The 15,919-nt window shown below is 55.9% G+C and carries 19 protein-coding genes and 1 tRNA gene; 17 read left to right on the plus strand and 3 right to left on the minus strand.

The features are described from left to right. Positions 1 to 405: 405 nt before the first annotated feature. The 9 genes from H5T64_11275 to H5T64_11315 all read left to right on the plus strand — a co-directional run bounded on the left by H5T64_11275 (position 406) and on the right by H5T64_11315 (position 6,134). Positions 406 to 473, plus strand: a tRNA-Met gene (locus tag H5T64_11275). 240 nt (positions 474 to 713) lie between these two features. Beyond that, positions 714 to 1,877, plus strand: coding sequence for a cysteine desulfurase (locus H5T64_11280; protein ID MBC7264918.1), 1,164 nt, complete (start codon positions 714 to 716; stop codon positions 1,875 to 1,877). A gap of 47 nt (positions 1,878 to 1,924) precedes the next feature. Beyond that, positions 1,925 to 2,560, plus strand: a complete 636-nt coding sequence (locus H5T64_11285; protein MBC7264919.1) for an iron-sulfur cluster assembly scaffold protein — start codon at positions 1,925 to 1,927, stop codon at positions 2,558 to 2,560. 52 nt (positions 2,561 to 2,612) lie between these two features. Next, on the plus strand, positions 2,613 to 2,834 hold the full coding sequence (locus H5T64_11290) for a sulfurtransferase TusA family protein (protein MBC7264920.1): 222 nt from the start codon (positions 2,613 to 2,615) through the stop codon (positions 2,832 to 2,834). Between the two features lie 7 nt (positions 2,835 to 2,841). After that, positions 2,842 to 3,327 (plus strand): hypothetical protein, encoded by a 486-nt coding sequence (locus H5T64_11295; protein MBC7264921.1) that lies wholly within the window; start codon positions 2,842 to 2,844, stop codon positions 3,325 to 3,327. A 98-nt stretch (positions 3,328 to 3,425) separates the two neighbouring features. Further along, entirely contained in the window at positions 3,426 to 4,439 is a 1,014-nt protein-coding gene (locus H5T64_11300) for an asparaginase (GenBank protein MBC7264922.1), read from the plus strand. A 94-nt stretch (positions 4,440 to 4,533) separates the two neighbouring features. Beyond that, a complete protein-coding gene (locus tag H5T64_11305) occupies positions 4,534 to 4,971 on the plus strand; it encodes a DsrE/DsrF/DrsH-like family protein (protein ID MBC7264923.1) in 438 nt (145 codons plus the stop codon). 150 nt (positions 4,972 to 5,121) lie between these two features. Beyond that, positions 5,122 to 5,580 (plus strand): thioredoxin-dependent thiol peroxidase, encoded by a 459-nt coding sequence (gene bcp, locus H5T64_11310; protein MBC7264924.1) that lies wholly within the window; start codon positions 5,122 to 5,124, stop codon positions 5,578 to 5,580. 89 nt (positions 5,581 to 5,669) lie between these two features. Then, positions 5,670 to 6,134: a peroxiredoxin gene (locus H5T64_11315; protein MBC7264925.1), complete on the plus strand. Its 465-nt coding sequence runs from the start codon at positions 5,670 to 5,672 to the stop codon at positions 6,132 to 6,134. A gap of 94 nt (positions 6,135 to 6,228) precedes the next feature. Here H5T64_11315 and H5T64_11320 read toward each other — a convergent pair whose 3' ends face one another. Next, the gene (locus tag H5T64_11320) at positions 6,229 to 7,374 is read right to left on the minus strand and encodes an aldo/keto reductase (protein MBC7264926.1); all 1,146 of its coding nucleotides are present in this window, start codon (positions 7,372 to 7,374) and stop codon (positions 6,229 to 6,231) included. Between the two features lie 86 nt (positions 7,375 to 7,460). Between H5T64_11320 and H5T64_11325 the strand changes: the two genes are divergently transcribed. Next, positions 7,461 to 8,267, plus strand: a complete 807-nt coding sequence (locus H5T64_11325) for a hypothetical protein (GenBank protein ID MBC7264927.1) — start codon at positions 7,461 to 7,463, stop codon at positions 8,265 to 8,267. A 6-nt stretch (positions 8,268 to 8,273) separates the two neighbouring features. On the opposite strand, the gene H5T64_11330 is transcribed toward H5T64_11325, so the two are convergent. Together H5T64_11330 and H5T64_11335 are read right to left on the minus strand one after the other, a co-directional pair. Then, the gene (locus tag H5T64_11330) at positions 8,274 to 8,639 is read right to left on the minus strand and encodes a metallopeptidase family protein (protein MBC7264928.1); all 366 of its coding nucleotides are present in this window, start codon (positions 8,637 to 8,639) and stop codon (positions 8,274 to 8,276) included. 130 nt (positions 8,640 to 8,769) lie between these two features. Then, on the minus strand, positions 8,770 to 8,982 hold the full coding sequence (locus H5T64_11335) for a dodecin domain-containing protein (GenBank protein MBC7264929.1): 213 nt from the start codon (positions 8,980 to 8,982) through the stop codon (positions 8,770 to 8,772). Positions 8,983 to 9,331: 349 nt separating this feature from the next. Here H5T64_11335 and H5T64_11340 point away from each other — a divergent pair, with 349 nt between their 5' ends. From H5T64_11340 to H5T64_11370, 7 genes are all read left to right on the plus strand, one after another. Next, positions 9,332 to 10,447, plus strand: coding sequence for a S1 RNA-binding domain-containing protein (locus H5T64_11340; protein MBC7264930.1), 1,116 nt, complete (start codon positions 9,332 to 9,334; stop codon positions 10,445 to 10,447). Between the two features lie 7 nt (positions 10,448 to 10,454). Then, positions 10,455 to 12,632: a DNA translocase FtsK gene (locus H5T64_11345; GenBank protein ID MBC7264931.1), complete on the plus strand. Its 2,178-nt coding sequence runs from the start codon at positions 10,455 to 10,457 to the stop codon at positions 12,630 to 12,632. Between the two features lie 33 nt (positions 12,633 to 12,665). Continuing rightward, a complete protein-coding gene (locus tag H5T64_11350) occupies positions 12,666 to 13,433 on the plus strand; it encodes a DUF72 domain-containing protein (protein ID MBC7264932.1) in 768 nt (255 codons plus the stop codon). A 109-nt stretch (positions 13,434 to 13,542) separates the two neighbouring features. Further along, the gene (locus H5T64_11355) at positions 13,543 to 14,298 is read left to right on the plus strand and encodes a YebC/PmpR family DNA-binding transcriptional regulator (protein ID MBC7264933.1); all 756 of its coding nucleotides are present in this window, start codon (positions 13,543 to 13,545) and stop codon (positions 14,296 to 14,298) included. A 1-nt stretch (position 14,299) separates the two neighbouring features. Further along, a complete protein-coding gene (gene ruvC / locus H5T64_11360) occupies positions 14,300 to 14,794 on the plus strand; it encodes a crossover junction endodeoxyribonuclease RuvC (GenBank protein ID MBC7264934.1) in 495 nt (164 codons plus the stop codon). Between the two features lie 12 nt (positions 14,795 to 14,806). Beyond that, entirely contained in the window at positions 14,807 to 15,415 is a 609-nt protein-coding gene (ruvA, locus tag H5T64_11365) for a Holliday junction branch migration protein RuvA (GenBank protein ID MBC7264935.1), read from the plus strand. After that, positions 15,412 to 15,918 carry a CvpA family protein gene (locus H5T64_11370; GenBank protein MBC7264936.1) on the plus strand — a complete coding sequence of 169 codons (507 nt, stop codon included), beginning with the start codon at positions 15,412 to 15,414 and terminating at the stop codon, positions 15,916 to 15,918. Before ruvA ends, H5T64_11370 begins: the two co-directional genes overlap by 4 nt. Position 15,919: the final 1 nt, after the last annotated feature.

A 15,919-nucleotide genomic window follows, 5' to 3' on the forward strand; every position in this document is an offset into this window, starting at 1 on the left:
TCCAGCGTCCATATCGCTCCGGTTCTAAAGTGTTCAGATCCACTCCGGCCAATTCTAATACTTTCTGTACGTATTGAGAATATCCATACCCCAGAAACTGTATAGTATGTCCTGGACACCGTGCAGCCCCCGTTTGACTTTTCTGGCGTTTGTGCTATACTGGCATTGACATTAACAAACGAAAAGCCCTGGCGCTTGAGTTAGAAGCCCAGGGCGTGGCGTCGGTGGGATGGACACCGAACGCAAGGGGAATTGTAGCAGAAGCCCTGTTTGGTGTCAAACCGACGGGGCTTTTTGGTTTGCTAAAATAGAGCAATGGCCTTGGCAATAAACAATCGGTCAAGTTAACAACATAGGCTACAACTGGTAGTGGTTATTGGGGCTATCGGCACTACGTATTGTATGGGATGTCTCAGCGGCAGAGCAGGGGACTCATAAGCCCTGGGTCACTAGTTCAAATCTAGTCGCCGCCATTGCTTGTGTTTCTGACAAAGCGCCTACTACCTGTAGTGGTAGAAAGGCGCTTTTCTTTCACCACAAGACTATTGGTCAATTTGGAATTTTGCAAAATTAGGAGTAAATTACTCCTGATTAGAGTCTGCTTTTTGAGAGGAATCAGGGTTTATCAAAAGTGGCCTGGGAAAGAACAACAAGATCTTTTCCCGTGTGGCCGCTTATAGCCAACACGGCAGAAACGATGGAGAGAAGTACTAATGTTTAACAAAGTAATCTATTTCGATAACGCCGCCGCGACCCGGTTGGATGAGCGAGTTCTGGAAGCAATGAAACCGTACTTCTTTGACCTCTACGCTGTAGCCACCTCGCAGTTCGGCTACTCCCTGGGTGTGGATGCACGGGACGCATTAGACAACGCGCGGGCGCAGATTGCTGCGGTCCTTGGAGCGAGTCCGGAGGAGTTCATCTTTACCTCTGGCAGTACAGAGTCCAGCAACCTGGCTATCAAGGGAGTGGCCTCGGCGCTGGCGGAGAAAAAGGGCCGCCACATTGTGACCAGCCCGATCGAGGATTTCCCGGTGCTCCACAGCGCCCGGGCACTGGAGCGGCAGGGTTTTCGGGTGACCTACGTGCGAGTGGACGAGACCGGACGGGTGGACCTCAATCACCTGCGAGAATCTATCACGCCCGAGACCATATTGGTCTCCATTCAGGCAGCCAACCAAGAGATCGGCACTTTGCAGGACCTGAAGGCCATCGGTGAGATTTGCCGGGAGAAGGGGACGCTCTTCCACACCGATGCCACTCACACTTTTCCGCGCCTACCCCTGGACGTGCGGGAGATACCGGTAGATCTGGTCACCGTCTCGGCCCATACTATCCACGGGCCGAAAGGGATTGGCGGGCTGTATGTGCGCAAAGGGACCCCCATTCGCAAGTGGATGGATGGTGGCTTCCAAGAATTCGACCTGCGGGCTGGGGCGGAGGACATCCCCAGTGCAGTGGGCTTCGCCAAGGCTGTGGAACTGGTCACGCCAGAGGAAACAGCCCGTCTGCAGAGAATGCGCGATCGGCTGATCGAGCGGCTGTTGGCGATCCCACACACCCGCCTCAATGGCCATCCAGTCCACCGTCTGCCGCACAACGCCAACGTCTCCTTCCGCTTCGTCGAGGGTGAATCGCTGCTGCTCCACCTGGATATGCGCGGCTTCGCTGTCAGCACTGGTTCCGCTTGTTTCAGTCGCTCCCTAGAAGCCAGCCACGTCATTCTAGGCATCGGTGGCGACCATGAACGCGCTCACGGCTCCGTCCGCTTCACCTTCGGCCGCTACAACCAAGAGGAGGAGGTAGATGCTGTGGCGGAAGCAGTCGCCGAGATCGTGGCAGAACTGCGAAGGATTAGCCCGCTGGGGAAAGAATAACGATTTGAGAACAGCAAGAAAACGACGCAACGAACAAGGAGGTTAAGATGCCGTTACCCTATAGTGAAGTTGTGATGGAACATTTCCGCCACCCGCGCAATGTGGGGCGGATCGAGGATGCCGATGCCAAGTCGGTCGAAGGAAGCCCGGCCTGCGGGGACATGGTGGCTGTCTATCTGAAGGTGGACCCCGAGACCAAGCGCATCACGGATATCAAGTTCGAGTCCTATGGATGTGCCTCTAATATCGCTACTGGCTCCATCATCACCGAGTTAGCCAAGGGAAAGACGCTGGAAGAGGCCAAAGCGATCACGTGGCAACAGGCCTCAGAAGCGTTAGGCGGGTTACCGCCGATCAAGACGCACTGCTCTGTGCTAGCGGTGGATGGGCTACGGGCAGCAATCCAGAACTACGAGGAGCGTCATGGCTTGGTCAAGGAGCGTATGCCCACAACGGTCGAGGAAGTGCGCAGACGCTTGAAGCACGTGATGAACCCGATGTCCGGGCTAGATCTGGTGCGCACCAAATTGGTCCAAGATATTAAGGTCAGCGAGGGAACGGTGCGCGTAGTAATTGACCTGCCCGCCGATCACCAATTTGCCGCCACAATCCGTGAAGATATTACAGAAAAGGTGGGGCACCTGTGGGATGTGAAGCAAGTCGTGGTAGAGTTTACAGAGTAGAGGTGGAACTATGGCCAAGATCGAAGTGAATACTAAAGAGCCGACCTGCCCCATAGCGAACATCATCGTGGACTGTCGGGGGCAGACGTGCCCCGTGCCCTTAGTGGAAATGCGCAAGGCGGTACGCCGCGCCTCTCCGGGCGACGTCATCGAGGTGGTTGGCACTCACCCGGCTTCGAAAAAAGAGATCCCGATGGCTGTCGCAGCGTTGGGGCTGGAATTGCTAAGCGTGGAGGGGACGGACACCGATTGGAAAATTCGCATTCGGCGCTGAAGAGGTAATGATCGATCCCGCTCATCTTGTTGTCCTACGTAAGATATACATCCGTTTGCGTAATAGCAATGTGAATTGGGCACTTACCGGTAGTTTTAGTCTGGCTTTGCAGGGCGTGCCCGTTCAAGTCCATGACATTGATTTACAAACGGATGAGGCAGGAGCCTATGAGATCGAGCGCCGCTTTGCCGAATTCGTGATCCAGAAGGTGCATTTGTCTCCTGCGGAGAGAATCTGCTCACATTTCGGTGCCCTGATGATGGATGGGATCAAAGTAGAGGTGATGGGTGATGTTCGGAAACGGCGCGAGGATGGAACTTGGGAGGAGGCTGAGGATTTGGAGCGCCTCAAACGGGTGGTAGAGGTCGAGGGAATGCAAATACCAGTTCTGTCTTTGGACTACGAGTACCAAGCGTACCTGGCGCTGGGCCGGATTGAAAAGGCAGAGATGCTGCGAAAGTGGTTATATGAAGACGTGAACCGCCAGACATGACACGGGAATATAACCTGCGAAGCATCGGGCAATGTGGACCACCCCAACTCTCGGTGATATGCTGACTAGCGATGGCGAGACGGTTTAGGGAGGAATCAATGACCAGAGTCCATATTATTGCTACCGGTGGCACCATTGCTATGGCCTACGATGAGAACACCAGTCGATTCATGCCGGCGCTCAGCGGCGCGGATTTCCTGCAACGACTGCTCAGCGAGGCAGGCCCCGGCCTGCCCCTTACCTCCGAGGAATACGGGCCCCTGCCCAGCAGCCACTTCACCGTTGAACACCTGTGGGGCTTACGCGAGCGCGTGGCTGCAGCGCTGGCCGAGCCGGATGTGGACGGCGTGGTGCTGACCCACGGCACGGATACCCTTGAGGAGACGGCCTACTTGCTGGATCTGACCGTGCCTGGGGACAAGCCGATAGTGCTCACCGGGGCTATGCGCGTCGCTTCAGAACCCGGCTACGAAGGGATTGCCAACTTGTTAGCGGCGGTGCGTGTGGCGATCAGCGCTGAAGCACGGGGGTTGGGTGCGCTGGTGGTGATGAACGACGAGGTGCACGCCGCGCGCGATGTGACCAAGATGCACAGCCAGAGTATAGATGCGTTCCAGTCGCCGTTTTGGGGGCCGTTGGGTCGGGTGGAACCCGATCGCATCGTGATCACAAGGCGGGTGCAGCGAGAGTTGCTTGCTTGTACGCGCCTGGAGCCAAGCGTGTACCTGCTGAAACTGGCAATGGGCATGGATGCCGAGTTGCTACGCCACGCTGTGGTTCTGGGTGCGCGAGGTGTAGTCATCGAGTCCTTCGGCGGCGGACGGGTACCACCCTGGTGGCTACAGGCCATCGAGGAAGCCATCGCCCATGGGGTAGCCATCGTCATCACCACACGTTGCCCAGCGGGACGCATCTATGACCAGTATGGCTATGTGGGCGCGTACCACGATCTGATAGGCGCAGGTTGCATCTTCGCCGAGGGACTGAACGGCCCCAAGGCGCGCCTGCGCCTGATGGTCGCTCTGGGCGTGGCGCGAGACCTGCAAGAGACGAAGAGATTATTCACCGGGCAGGGACAACGCACACCCTCAGATGCCCTGATGCACAAATGAGAATTTGATACGCGGAGTTCCTGCGCTTCCGGATCGCCTGAGCGAGAGCCAGGGCTTTACCTTTGGAGAATACAAGACATAATGGGAGGACAAAATGAGCCCGAGTGATGTAACGCCTGAGCGCGTGACAATCATATTGCACAGCGGCGACATGGACAAAGTGTATAGCGCGCTGATCATCGGCAATGGGGCGCTGGCGATGGGGATGGAGGTCTCGATTTACTTCACCTTCTGGGGCCTGCAACGATTGCAGAAAGGTGGGTTAGAAAAGGGGCCACTCTCCAAAATGCATATGCTGGGCCTGGGCAAGTGGATGATCGGGCAGCGGATGAAAAAGGCCAACGTGGCGTCATTGGAGAAACTAATGGCCGACTTTAAAGAATTAGGCGGCAAGATCATCGCCTGCGAGATGACGATGGAGATTATGGGCCTCCGCCGTGAGGACTTACGTGAGGACTTGATTGACGAGTATGGGGCAGTGGGGACTTACATACAGGAAGCGCGCCAGTCAGCAGTTACACTCTTTATCTAAGGGGTGCAATGAGGAGGGCGCTACCATGGAGGAGAGGAGTTAAAGGACTGAAGCGGCCACCCAAGAGGTTTTTTGGCGAATGTGCACATTCTCGCTTTCAAACCGGCTCTTGACTGGGTTCGACCGCAGATCTTTTGGAGGATGGAGATGATGCTAAGAGAAAGTGCTTTGGCACCTGATTTCACCCTGGAGGCAGACGATGGCCATGGAGTAAGTCTGTCAGACTATCGCGGGAAGAAAGTTGTGCTCTATTTCTATCCCAAGGACAACACCGCCGGTTGCACCGCAGAGGCGTTGGCCTTTCGCGATGAGTATCCGAGGATCATTGCAGCCAGTGCTGTAGTGCTGGGGGTTAGCCCCGACAGTGTCGAGTCGCATAAGAGGTTCAAAGCCAAGCACAACCTGCCTTTCACGCTTCTAAGCGATCCTAACCATCAGGTTGCTGAAATGTACGGCGCGTGGGGAGAAAAGAAAATGTATGGCCAAACGCGCATGGGTGTTATCCGATCCACTTTCATCATTGATGAGGAGGGGAGGATCGTCAAAATATTCCCCAAGGTGGCAGTCAAAGGGCACATACAGGAAGTCTTGACTGCTTTGAATGCATGACTGGCGCTGAAATAGTTCGTCAGTGACTAGGAATGACCTCGCACAGCGAACTCTGCATTTCACAGGATTTTCTATGACAGGAGGCATAGATGGCATACGATATTGAAGTTGGGGACAAGGCTCCCGATTTCACCCTCAAGGATCAGAGCGAGAAAGAAATCGCTCTCGGCAACTTCAAGGGGCAAAAGGTGATCCTCTCCTTCCATCCTCTGGCCTGGACGAGCGTCTGCACAGCGCAGATGCAAGATTTGGAGAGGCACAAAGGGGATTTCGCCCGGATGAACGCCGTTGCCGTAGGGATCAGTGTGGACAGTGTTCCATGCAAGAAGGCCTGGGCCGAAGCCATCGGCGTTAAGGAGACCCCCCTCTTGGCGGACTTCTGGCCCCATGGAGGTGTTGCCAAGTCATACGGCATTTTCCGCGAGCGGAACGGTTTCAGTGAACGGGCTGTTTTCATCTTAGATGAGGAAGGGGTGGTCCGGTTCAAGAAGATTTATCCCATCAGAGAGATACCGGACATCGGAGAGATTCTGAGAGCGACAGCCAGATTGTGAGACGGGATAAGTACAGAGTCGGTCCGCATAAGCGCGAGGCGGCTGCCATTTCCCAATATCCTATGTTCTCGCGTGAGCCCGGCCGTGCAGCCGATCACCCATGTGGTCCATTCGCTTGCTCACCAAGCGTCGCTGCTACCTCTTTCAATTGTTCCACGATGGGAATGCCTTGCGGGCACTTGCCCTCGCATTCCCCACACTCAATGCAGGCCTCAGCCTTTAATCCAGGAGTTATTTCCCCAGGGCGGCCCAGGCGTGCGTAGGCATCACGGGCGAAGTCACGCAATCCGTACACGCGGTAGTAGTTCATGTACTCGAAGTTCTTAGGGATATTCACGTCGTTGGGGCAGGGCATGCAGTAGCCACAGCCGGTGCAGTAGAGGTCGGCTAATGCCTTGCTCTCGTCGAGCATCCGCCTCATGCGGTCCAATTCATCTGCAGTGAGTGGGTCTTCACGGCTAGCAGTGGCGACGTTTTCCTCCACCATCTGGATGGTGCTCATACCAGAGAGGGCAACATCCACGCCGGGATGGGCCAACACGAAACGTAAAGCCAGGGCCGGCGTGCTGGTGAAACTGTCGGGCAGCAGGGCGCGGATCTGGGGCGAAAACCCAGCCAGCCGCCCCCCGCCGACAGGCCCCATGATGACCACACCCAACCCCACCTTGTGAGCGTGGGTGATCGCATTCTCGTTGACGCGGTCTAGGATATTGTACTGAACTGTCATACTCTCAAAGTTTCCTGTGTCAACGAGGCGGATGAGGTTCTCTGGTGTATCGTGGAAAGAAAAACTGATGTGACGGATGAGACCCTCCTCCTTCGCCCGGCGCGCCGCGTCCAAAGGACCATTGGGTATGTCAATGCGTTCCTCGTAAGTTTTCCAGTCAATGCCCCACATATGGTAGAAATCAATATAATCCACATCGAGTTTCCGTAGCGAGATCTCCAATCGCTCACGCCAATGGTCGCCAGAAGCATCCTCGATGGGGTTCTTCGTGGAAATGTAGACTTTGTCGCGCCAGCCCTTGATGGCCCTGCCCAGGATAATCTCACTCTCTTTGTTGCAGTAGTATGGAGCGGTGTCGAAATAGTTCACGCCCAACTCATAGGCCCTCTGGATAATGGGGATGGCCCGATCCTCATCTACGTGTTGCTCATCAGGAGTCATGGGCAGACGCATTGCACCGAAACCCAGGACAGAGACAGTCGCTCCAGTCTTGCCGAAAGTCCGATAACGCATTTCTCAGAACCTTTCTCCGTACCGCAATGGTTTTGACAAAAACCCGTTGGCAGGTTTACAATGGCCTCGCTTTCAGCGGAGGGTAAATGAGTCGAAAAGAGCAGATCGGTACCACCGTCAGCCTTATTCTCATAGGCATCGTGCTCTCAGTCTTTGTGGATTCTCCTGTGCGTCCTCTTTCCATCCCTGGATTGCTGAACCCCGTGTTTCTGTCAGGTCGCACACTTTTCGTGATCATTCTAATTGCTCTGGCCTGTGCAGGGCAGGAAATCATTATCTGGAGCGATTCTCACACGCAGGAGGCGAGACGAAACAACAGTTTCGTCCATTGGATCTTACCTGCCGCGCTTACGATGGCCGCCGCTCTCATTTTCCCGCGACTCACTGGTCTCCGCGAGCAAGTCGCCGGCCTGGCGGTGGTTGGTGTGTTTCTCGCCGCGACAATGGAGGGTGAATATCTACTCGCCCAACCGGGCGCTAATAGGTGCGAATGGTTGCCCCTGTTGATGGACACATTCACCTACAGTATAGCGTTTCTCCTGTTTGCCCTCACTCTGGATGCTCTAAAGCCCTCGGTGGGACAGGCTCTCGCTATTGCAGCGGTGACTGGAGTGCTCTCCTTGCGCTTGTTCCCCCCACGCCGGGATGGGACTCGCGCCTGGGGGGTGGTGGGGTTGGGCATTCCCACAGCATTGGCGTCGGCCATACTGCCCGCGTTACCCCTGAACGTCCCCTCGGCGGCTACCCTCTTGGTGGCAATCATGTACATCTCTGTAGGCTTGGCGCGTGCGCATCTTTATGCTACTCTTACACGCCGCGTGCTCACCGAGTACGGTCTCCTTTTGCTTGCTACCGTTTTCCTGATACTCACGTTCTCTGCGCGGATGCGATGAGCCACATTACACCCCCAGTTCGTGCAGTCGTTCATCGCTAATGCCAAAATGGTGGGCTATCTCATGCATTACTGTCCGCCGAACCTGTTCCCGGATGGCTTCTGGCCGACGGTGATAGATCTCAATAGGTCCCTGATAGATGACAATGCGATCGGGCGGGACTAAATTGTAACCTCGGCCCCGCTGGGTTAGGGGGACGCCCTGGTACAAACCAAAAAGCATTCCCGAGGGATGAAGACCCGCTTGCCTCAACTCCGCCGGCGTAGGCCACCACTCGACTACCACAGCCACATTACTCAACTTCTCTCGGAAATGGGGTGGCAAAGAATCCAGTGCTTCACTTACCAGTCGTTCAAACTCCGCCTTGTTCATAACCCTTCACATACAGATGCAGCAGGGGCAGCCAATAAGCCGCCCCTGCTGGGGTCCACGCTCTCTCGAATCGCAATTTGCACCGCGATCACGGAAGGGAATCCATGCACCCTCCCGTGAATCCGATCGGTTAGGCCCGCACCTCCTCTACCACGAAGGCGACCTTTACGTTAGCGCGATAGGAAGTAATCTTGCCGTTCTGCACAACGGCTGTCCAGCCAACTACCTCCACGCCGCGGATGCCGCGTACGGTCTTGGCTGCCTCTTTCACCGCGTTGTTGGCCGCCTCCTCCCAACTGGTCGGTGACTCGCCAATGAGTTCAATGACCTTCACCACCGGCATGATCTACACCCCCTTTCTGAGGATTTCTTCACAAGGTGACCCCACGCCTATACCTGTCCCAACAAGCGAGACTTTCGCTTTGACTATATCACATTGCGGAGGTTGTGTCAAACTCGGACGCCTCTTTGACAAATACACCTCAATTGACATATAATAGAATCAAAAGGGGGTGATTACGGCTCAAGAAGCAATAAGGCCTTAATGGTTCGTTACCGTTGGTCGCAAGTTACGCAGACCCCGGTCATTACGGCATAATGGAGGTGCTCAGGAAATCAGAGGGTGTAATTCGGCCATCATGTTTGTGAGTTAGTGAAGGCGCCTCATAATGTGAAAAAAGCAGGGGTAAGTGATGTCACAAGTAAGCAGCCTTGAACGTTTACGCGCCTACCTTCAGGCAGTGTATACATCTTTTGAGAAAACCCCGCCCCAAGCAGTACTGCAGGTTAACGCAAGGAACCAACCGCAAGCCAAAAACGTTGAGGAGCAAAGCGCCGATGCGCAGGCCGAGGTAGGGATATCCGAGAAAAACGAAATGTCCGGGCAGGAGCCCGCCGATCTCCACATAAACGACCCCCAGCAACAGACGGACTTTCCAACACCCGCCGAAGAACAGGCGAACGTATGGGATATCTTCCAGATGCATTTTGAGCACGGCGATATATTGGAAGGTCGGGTAGTCAACTGGAACCGGGGGGGATTGCTGGTCAACGTAAACCAACGACAAGGATTTGTTCCCGCATCGCATCTGGTTAGCATGCCCCACACGTCTGATGTAGCGCAGCGAGAGAATTACCTGGCAGCACAGGTAGGAAAAAACTTGCGCCTGCGGATCATCGAATTGGACAGGCAACGCGACCGTCTGGTGCTCTCCGAGCGAGCCTGTGGCATCACCCCGCGGGAAGAACTCGCTCTACTTGATCGCATTTCTCCTGGTGATCGTTGCCGTGGCTTGATCAGCAATATCTGTAACTTCGGTGCTTTCGTTGATCTGGGTGGCGTAGATGGCTTGATCCACATCTCAGAACTTTCCTGGCAACGCATCCATCACCCCAGTGAGATATTGCAGGTGGGTGACGAGGTAGAAGCCTATGTGCTCAGCGTGGATCGGGAACACAAGCGCATTGCGCTGAGCCTCAAGCGCCTGCGCCCTGACCCCTGGGCGCAGTTAGAGGAGCGTTATCACGTCGGTCAGGTAGTACAGGGTACCATCACCAATGTGGTGAGTTTCGGTGCATTCGCGCGTTTGGAGGAGGGGTTGGAAGGGCTCATCCATATCTCTGAATTAGCTGAAGGAAATTTCTTGCATCCCCGGAACGTCGTTCACGAGGGCGATGTTGTGCTGGTTCGCATTATTAGCATGGACCCGGTAAACCACCGCCTGGGCCTGAGCATGCGGCAGGTTCATCAAGGGGCAACCCCGAATTTGCGTGGGGATCACATTGAGCGTGATGTGAATGCGGTGTAGGTCACTGATGGCACGCAGGAAACCTGAAACGAACGAACAACCCATGATAACCCCTAGTGCCCCAGCACCGCAGCGCGAGATTGCAGGACTGGCGCTGATTGCCTTAGGCACTGTAACATTGCTAGCACTGTCGGCTGTCAGCCGGGGTGCGCTGAGCGACTGGTGGGCGGGCTTCTTGCGGCGCATTTTCGGGTGGGGTGCTCCCGTCATAGCGTTGACGTTGCTGGCTTTGGGCGGGTTGTTACTCTGGCCACCGTACCGGCGTCCAAAAGTGCCGTGGCCAGCAGTAATCGGCCTAGAGGTGGTGTTCGTCGCCCTGCTAGGTGTGCTCCATCTCTTGGGTAGCAGGGCGAATCCAGTTGCTTTGCCACTAGATGGTGGCCGGGGCGGCTATGTAGGGTGGGCAGTGGCTTACTTCCCCACGAAGGCATTGGGTTGGGGGCTGGCGTTACTAATGCTATTAGCCGTCGTGCTGACGATGTTATTTGCGATGGCACCGGCGAGCGCTGCGGAGATCGTCCGACGGATCCGAACAGGCTGGGAGCGAGCGCTGACGGCCTATCGCCTGTGGCGGGAGAGCCGGAGTGCTATTACTGGCGAAGCACCACCAATCGTTGGGCCACCCCCACGAGAGCGAAAAGGCGTTCGTGTCAAGCGAATCGTCAGGACTGAGCCAGAGAAGGCTGCTCCACAGACAAAGGAGCGCCCTCGACGGGCCCCTGCGCCGCGAGATAAGCGCCTCCCCCCACTGGACCTATTGGAGCAGTACGCACCCAAATCTCTCAGTGAGAGCGAGATCCGGCGTCGGGCACGCATTATAGAGGAAACCCTCGAAAGTTTTGGAGCTCCTGGCAAGGTGGTAGAGATTAACCGTGGGCCCACAGTGACCCAATTCGGCGTCGAACCCGGTTTCGTGGAGCGCCGATTGCAAAATGGCGAGGTGGCTGAACGGAAGATCCGGGTGAGTAAGATCCTCTCCCTGGCCGATGACTTGGCATTAGCACTGGCAGCAGCACCTATTCGCATCGAGGCACCTGTGCCTGGCCGATCTGTGATAGGCATTGAGGTTCCCAACTCCGACCTATCACTCGTCTCATTGCGCAGCGTGATGGAGTCCGAGGTATTTCAGAAGATTGACTCCAACTTACGCATTGCCTTGGGGCAAGATGTTTCTGGTAATCCCGTTGCCGCTGATCTGGCTTCTATGCCCCACCTCCTCATCGCAGGAGCCACTGGCTCGGGCAAGTCGGTGTGCATCAATTCTATCATTGCTTGCCTGCTCTTCAACAACACGCCTGACGATGTGCGCATGATCATGGTGGATCCCAAGATGGTCGAACTGACCAACTTCAACGGCATCCCCCATTTGATCGCCCCAGTCATCACTGAGGTAGAGGAAGTCGTGCGGGCGCTCAAATGGGTTACGCAGGAGATGGACAGCCGCTATCGCACGTTCGCGCTGCGTGGCGTGCGCAACTTGGATATATATAACCAGATGGCATCTCGAAAAGGCTGGGATAAATTGCCGAACATCGTCATCTTCATTGACGAGTTGGCGGATTTAATGCTTGTATCTCCCGATGATGTGGAATGGGCGATATGTCGCATCGCCCAATTGGCGCGGGCGACTGGCATACATCTCGTGTTGGCCACCCAACGCCCCTCTGTGGAAGTGGTCACCGGCCTCATCAAAGCCAACTTCCCCGCTCGCATTAGTTTCGCTGTCACCTCACAGGTAGACTCGCGAGTGGTGTTAGACACAGGTGGAGCGGAGAAACTGCTCGGACGCGGGGATATGCTGTACATGGCTTCTGATTCCAGCAAACTGATGCGGCTACAGGGATGCTATGTCTCAGACGCGGAATTGGCTCGGCTGGTGAATTTCTGGCGTGAGCACGTGGAATGGATTGGGCCTCCAGCGCGACGGGAAACAGCGCCATGGCAGAGTGCGGATTTGGAGGGGGAAGAAAGCGACGAATTGCTGGAGGATGCGATTCAGTTGTTGCGTGGTCGGGATCGGGTTTCCGTCTCCTTCCTCCAGCGACGCTTGCACATTGGCTATCCGCGCGCGGCGCGACTTATGGACATCCTGGAGCACAAGGGTATCGTGGGACCAGACGAAGGTGCAGGGCGCTCACGGGAGGTGTTATTGCCACTGGGGGAAAACCCCGAACCTGATGAGTGAAAACGAGCGAAATGCCTACGCAAGAGGTGATATGTGATCTACGTTGGCACGAGTGGTTACAGTTATGATGACTGGGTAGGACCCTATTACCCGCAAAATCTGGGTAAGAGTAAATGGCTCGATTTCTACGCCCGGGAGTTCAACACTACCGAGATCAATTTCACTTTTTATCGCCTGCCCAATCCGTACACCATTGCCGCAATGGAACGCAAAACTCCCGCTGGCTTTGTCTTCACCGTCAAGGCCAGCCAGGAATTAACGCACCAACGTGAAGATATCGCTGCGGCCGTCAACTCTTTTCTTCGAGGCATTCAGCCTCTCGTGGAGGCTGACAAGTTAGGATGCATCCTGGCCCAATTTCCCTTTTCCTTCCACGCCACATCTGAAAACCAGGCCTACCTGGCAAAATTACGGGAGTTGATGGGCGATGTCCCCCTAGTCATCGAATTTCGTAACCGCGAGTGGCTGACCGATGAGGCTTTCGATTTTCTGCGCCAGCATGAACTAGGCTTTTGCTGCGTGGACGAACCCCGACTGAAGGGCCTCATGCCACCAATCGCCATAGCCACGAGTAAGGTGGCCTACGTGCGCTTCCACGGTCGCAATGCCAAGAAGTGGTGGCAACATGCACAGGCCTGGGAACGTTACGATTACACCTACTCCGAGGAAGAACTTCAGGAGTGGACGCCTAAAATCAAGGAACTGGATGCGGCGGCCGAAAAAACCTTTGTCTTTGCCAATAACCATTGGCAGGCCCAGGCGGTGGGCACGGCACGACAACTGCGGATGCTTTTGAAGTGAAAAACGCAGGCTCCCTTTGGTTTGCGGTTCTCTGTGTTGATGCTTATAATATCGTGTGATAATGATGCGTGAAGATCCATCCGCACAGATGGATGAGAGGGGGTGAACGATGTCTGGACATTCGAAGTGGTCTACGATCAAGCGGAAGAAGGGCGTTCAAGACGCCAAGCGCGGGCAGTTGTTCACCAAACTCGGGCGGGAGATCGAGATTGCTGCCCGTGACGGCGGCGGTGACCCTTCGGCCAACTTTCGCTTGCGCCTGGTCATAGACAAAGCTCGTCAGGCCAACATGCCTAAGGAGAACATCGAGCGGGCTATCAAACGCGGCACCGGCGAACTGAAGGGTGCAGCGCTGGAGGAAGTCCGCTACGAAGGCTATGGTCCTGAAGGCACTGCCTTCATCGTCGAGGTAGTAACCGATAACCGCAATCGTGCGGTCGCCGATGTGCGACGCGTCTTCACCCGACATGGGGGCAACTTGGGTGAAACCGGCTGTGTGGCCTGGCTCTTCGACCACCGAGGGTATTTCAGCATTGACGCCGGCAACGACGACCCGGAAGCCATCGCCTTGGACGCCATTGATGCTGGGGCTGAGGATGTCAGGGTAGACAACAGCCTGGTTGAGGTTTTCACCACGGTGGACAAGTTCAAATCCGTCAAAGAAGAGTTGGAGCGTCGCAATATCAAGTACGACTCAGCGGAATTGGCCTACATCCCCAAGACGATGGTGCGATTAGACGAGAAAGCCACCATCCAGAACATGCGCCTCATTGACGCCCTAGAAGAATTAGAGGACGTCCAAGGGGTTTTCTCGAACCTGGAAATTCCTGACGACATCATGGAGAAGTACGAGGCAGCCGCCTGAGATGGTGGTGTTGGGGATAGACCCCGGCTTGGCCACTACGGGCTATGGAGTTGTGGCTGAAGCCGGAGGTGACTTACAGCTGATCACATACGGTACATTCACGACGCGAGCGGGTGATCCGCTCGCTGCTCGTCTACAACAGATTTACCGCGACCTGCAGGCTATTGTTGCAGAGTATAAGCCAACTGCCGCAGCGGTGGAAGAGATCTTCTTCGCCAAGAATGCGCGGACGGCTTTCGCAGTGGGCCAGGCGCGCGGTGTGGTATTATTGGCCTTGGCGGATGCAGGACTCTGGCCCGTGGAGTACACCCCTTTGCAAGTCAAAGAGGCAGTGGTCGGTTATGGCCGGGCGACGAAAGACCAAGTGCAAGCCATGGTGAAGGTGCTCCTCGGCCTGGATGCCGTGCCCCAGCCGGACGATGCAGCGGATGCTTTGGCTGTGGCGATCTGCCACTTGCATTCACATGCTTTCCAGAACTTGGCCTGTGAGGAATGAGTCGGGGGAACGATGATTTCCATCCTGCGGGGACACTTAGTCGGCAAAGGGGATGGTTTCGTCATTGTGGACGTCGGCGGAATCGGCTTTCGCGTGCACGTTCCTCTCTCGCTCCTGGACCGGCTCGGACCACCCGGCCGAGAGATCACGCTTTACACCCATCTGCACGTACGGGAGAATGAGATCGCCCTCTTTGGTTGCTCCACGGAAGAAGAGCAAGCCCTTTTTGAGATGCTGTTAGGCGTCCCGGGTATCGGGCCCAAAGTGGCCCTCGGCATCCTAAGTCACGTCTCGCCGGAGACCTTGCGCGAAATCATCGCGCAGGGCGACATGGCGGCGTTACGTCGCATCCCGGGCATCGGCAAGAAGACAGCCGAGCGACTCATGCTCGACCTGAAAGATAAGTTGGGTGGCAGGTGGGAGGTCTCACCTGTGCCCATGATCACCGGGGCAGATGCAGAGGTCATCGCTGCCCTCACCGCATTGGGCTACAGCGTTGCGGAGGCCCGCGCTGCTCTCAGCGCCATTCCAGAAGGGGAGTTGCCCTTGGAGGAGAGGGTACGGGCAGCACTCCAATACTTCGCCCGTGAGCCGATCGTTCCTGGCGGAGGTGTCAGATGAACGCTGTGGATCTCGTGATCTTGAGCATCGTGGTGCTCTCTGGTATTGCCAGTCTGCGGACGGGCTTCCTACGCGAGGCACTGGGTCTGATCGGCTTGATCCTCGGTGTCTTTCTGGCAAGTCGCTTTTACGCCACGGGAGCAGGCTACCTGGCCGATCTCATTCCCGATCCGAATGTGGCGAAAATAGTCAGTTTTCTACTCATCTGGCTATGTATCTGGATAGGAGCCGTCTTACTCGCGGGGATGGGGCGTCAGGCCCTGGATTGGATAAGCATGTCCTGGGTAGATGTACTCTTAGGGGCTGCCTACGGCGTCGTACGGGGGTTGGCAATCGTATTGGTCCTCCTTGTTCTCTTCACCCGCTATCCCATCTTCGGCATCCTCGATGCCATCCGGGCTTCGGTCCTCGGCCCGCTTCTGCTCAAAGGGCTAGATGCCCTCCTGCAACTGGTGCTCGGTAAGTTCCATATCCTGCCCTCGGCCTGGTATGCCATTTCCTGAC

It is taken from the genome of Chloroflexota bacterium (assembly GCA_014360825.1).
Taxonomy (GTDB): Bacteria; Chloroflexota; Anaerolineae; order UBA2200; family JACIWT01; genus JACIWT01.

Bases quoted from the DNA above. Each gene is read 5' to 3' on its own strand.
- H5T64_11370 (MBC7264936.1), top strand. From the start codon at position 15,412: ATGAACGCTGTGGATCTCGTGATCTTGAGCATCGTGGTGCTCTCTGGT.
- H5T64_11335 (MBC7264929.1), bottom strand. From the start codon at position 8,982: ATGCCGGTGGTGAAGGTCATTGAACTCATTGGCGAGTCACCGACCAGT.
- H5T64_11340 (MBC7264930.1), top strand. From the start codon at position 9,332: ATGTCACAAGTAAGCAGCCTTGAACGTTTACGCGCCTACCTTCAGGCA.
- H5T64_11295 (MBC7264921.1), top strand. From the start codon at position 2,842: ATGATCGATCCCGCTCATCTTGTTGTCCTACGTAAGATATACATCCGT.
- H5T64_11325 (MBC7264927.1), top strand. From the start codon at position 7,461: ATGAGTCGAAAAGAGCAGATCGGTACCACCGTCAGCCTTATTCTCATA.
- H5T64_11285 (MBC7264919.1), top strand. From the start codon at position 1,925: ATGCCGTTACCCTATAGTGAAGTTGTGATGGAACATTTCCGCCACCCG.
- H5T64_11305 (MBC7264923.1), top strand. From the start codon at position 4,534: ATGAGCCCGAGTGATGTAACGCCTGAGCGCGTGACAATCATATTGCAC.
- H5T64_11280 (MBC7264918.1), top strand. From the start codon at position 714: ATGTTTAACAAAGTAATCTATTTCGATAACGCCGCCGCGACCCGGTTG.
- H5T64_11345 (MBC7264931.1), top strand. From the start codon at position 10,455: ATGGCACGCAGGAAACCTGAAACGAACGAACAACCCATGATAACCCCT.
- H5T64_11355 (MBC7264933.1), top strand. From the start codon at position 13,543: ATGTCTGGACATTCGAAGTGGTCTACGATCAAGCGGAAGAAGGGCGTT.
- H5T64_11330 (MBC7264928.1), bottom strand. From the start codon at position 8,639: ATGAACAAGGCGGAGTTTGAACGACTGGTAAGTGAAGCACTGGATTCT.
- bcp (MBC7264924.1), top strand. From the start codon at position 5,122: ATGCTAAGAGAAAGTGCTTTGGCACCTGATTTCACCCTGGAGGCAGAC.
- H5T64_11320 (MBC7264926.1), bottom strand. From the start codon at position 7,374: ATGCGTTATCGGACTTTCGGCAAGACTGGAGCGACTGTCTCTGTCCTG.
- H5T64_11315 (MBC7264925.1), top strand. From the start codon at position 5,670: ATGGCATACGATATTGAAGTTGGGGACAAGGCTCCCGATTTCACCCTC.
- ruvC (MBC7264934.1), top strand. From the start codon at position 14,300: ATGGTGGTGTTGGGGATAGACCCCGGCTTGGCCACTACGGGCTATGGA.
- ruvA (MBC7264935.1), top strand. From the start codon at position 14,807: ATGATTTCCATCCTGCGGGGACACTTAGTCGGCAAAGGGGATGGTTTC.
- H5T64_11300 (MBC7264922.1), top strand. From the start codon at position 3,426: ATGACCAGAGTCCATATTATTGCTACCGGTGGCACCATTGCTATGGCC.